This is a genomic window from Halorubrum sp. CBA1125 (assembly GCF_009742825.1).
GTDB lineage: Archaea > Halobacteriota > Halobacteria > Halobacteriales > Haloferacaceae > Halorubrum.
In genome coordinates, this window is the sequence record NZ_WPCE01000317.1 from 1 (window position 1) to 1989 (window position 1989).

The following is a 1989-nucleotide window of genomic DNA, read 5'->3' on the forward strand; positions in this document are numbered from 1 at the left end:
ACCGCGACGCCGACCCCGCCGAGGGCGAGGGCGAGCCCGGAGGCGACCACCGAGAACCGCGGGGCGGGGAGCCCCTTGAACTCGGCGTAGCCGGCCATGTCGTCGAGGTTCATGAAGTGATTGAGCCCCATGAATGCCAGCACGCCCCCGAACAGCAGGCGGCCGAGCAGGAATATCTCGCCCGCGAGGGGCGCGTCGAACTGGAGCGGTAACGTCGTGAATGCAGCTAACATCGTGTAACCCACTGTACGGACGCAACCTATATATCCGTTCCCGGACAATTGGGTTAGTAGGTAACACCGATGTCATCGCAGGAACTCGCCGAGGCGGAATCGACGGAGACGACGAGCGCGGAGACCGAATCGGCGACCTCGGAGGCCGGATCGACCGACTCAGAGCCGGGCGTGACGGCACCGGAGACGCCGTGTCCCGTGGTCGACTCGCTCGAACAGATCGGATCGCGCTGGCGGCTGGTCGTCCTCCACGAGCTGTTGAACGGCGAATTGCGGTTCAACGAGCTGAAACGCGAGACGGACGCGAACGCTCGCACCCTCTCGCGCGTGCTCGACGACCTCCAGGAGACGGGATTCGTCGATCGCCGCCTGGAGGAGGACGCCCCCGTGGCGACGTACTACAGCCTCACGCCCAAAGGCGAGTCGCTCGCGCCCGTCTTCGAGGAGATCGACGCGTGGGCGAACGAGTGGCTCGCCGCGTGCAGCGAGCAGCGCGACGACAGCGACGACTGAGGACGACCGAGGATGATCGACTGAAAACGGTGATAGCGTCCCAGTCGGATCGACCGCATCGCGGCGAGCGTTCGGTTTCGGACGAGGATACGGGCGGAGTTGTCTGATCGGCTCCGAACGCGACCCGGGAGCAGGCGAGAAGCGGTGGGACTGGGATTTGAACCCAGGAAGCCGTGAGGCTACCGGTTTTCAAGACCGGCGCAATGGGCCACTCTGCCATCCCACCACACGTCGAGGCTCGCGGCCGCCCAACTAAGGCATGTCGGTGTCGCTCGATCCGCTCAGGTACTGACGCCAGACGGATCGGGCGTCACTCGAAGACGGCGACGAGTTCGCCCCGCCGGACGGGATCCGGGGCCGCGGACGCGATCTCGTCTCGGGACGGATCACGTGGTTCGTCGAACGCGGCGCGAGCCGCGCCGGTCTCGTCGACCGCGTACACGACCTGATCGAATCCGACGTCTGCCTCCCACAACTGACCGTCGTCGACGCCGGCGATCGCCCCGCCGGCGTACCGGCAGAACACGAGCCACGCGTCCTCTCCCCAATCGAACGTCTCGGTCCGCGCCGATCGATAGGCGACCGAGAGCACGTGTCCGGATTCGGTCGACTCACAGATCGACTCGTTGGTCACGTACGCCTCCTCGAAGTCGACGACGTAGTCCAGAACCGCCTGATCGCCGAGCGAGTCCGGCGGGGCCGGGTACCGGATCGTCGCTGCCGTTTCGAACTCGCGCGTCTCGTCGCCCACCCTCACGTCGATCGGTTCGGACTCGGCGTCACACTCCGGGCGCGTCATCTCGCCGTCGAAGCCGTCGACGACAGCGACCGACTCGGACTCGGCCGTCGGAGATCGCAGACACCCGGCGAGCGCCCCGCCGACGCCAGCGATCGCGGTGAGCGCGGTTCGTCGGCGCATGGCGTGTCGTCTCTCTCGCTCACGCCGATTATACGTTCGTGATGCGCAAGCGGTCGTTTTAGTGACGCACGCATCGCCGTGAGCGACGCCCCGGCGAGGCCGTCGGGTACTCGGCCCGTTTATACCGATCGCGACCGTGGGACCCGTATGCGAAACGTGGACGCCGCGGGGCTCGGGATCGGCGACGACCACCCGCCCCGGATCATGGGCGTGCTCAACGTCTCCGCGGAGTCGCCGTACGACCCCAGCGTGTACGACGACCCGGGCGAGGCCGCCGAGTACGTCGACAAGGAGCTGATCGGCGAGGGCGCCGACATCGTCGAC

At 66.9% G+C, this 1989-nt stretch carries 3 protein-coding genes, 1 tRNA gene and 1 pseudogene; 2 read left to right on the plus strand and 3 right to left on the minus strand.

Annotated features, from left to right (window positions below; all coding sequences use genetic code 11):
• The coding region (locus GJ633_RS16190) for a DoxX family membrane protein (protein ID WP_156589592.1) at positions 1 to 233 on the minus strand (233 nt) is incomplete at its 3' end.
• A gap of 69 nt (positions 234 to 302) precedes the next feature.
• On the opposite strand from GJ633_RS16190, the gene GJ633_RS16195 reads away from it, so the two are divergent.
• A complete protein-coding gene (locus GJ633_RS16195; protein ID WP_156589593.1) occupies positions 303 to 746 on the plus strand; it encodes a helix-turn-helix domain-containing protein in 444 nt (147 codons plus the stop codon).
• Positions 747 to 888: 142 nt separating this feature from the next.
• Here GJ633_RS16195 and GJ633_RS16200 read toward each other — a convergent pair.
• Positions 889 to 972, minus strand: a tRNA-Ser gene (locus GJ633_RS16200).
• A gap of 84 nt (positions 973 to 1056) precedes the next feature.
• Positions 1057 to 1665, minus strand: a complete 609-nt coding sequence (locus GJ633_RS16205; protein ID WP_156589594.1) for a hypothetical protein — start codon at positions 1663 to 1665, stop codon at positions 1057 to 1059.
• A 147-nt stretch (positions 1666 to 1812) separates the two neighbouring features.
• Between GJ633_RS16205 and GJ633_RS16210 the strand changes: the two are divergent.
• Positions 1813 to 1989 (plus strand): annotated as a pseudogene (locus GJ633_RS16210) (dihydropteroate synthase); the annotation flags it as partial.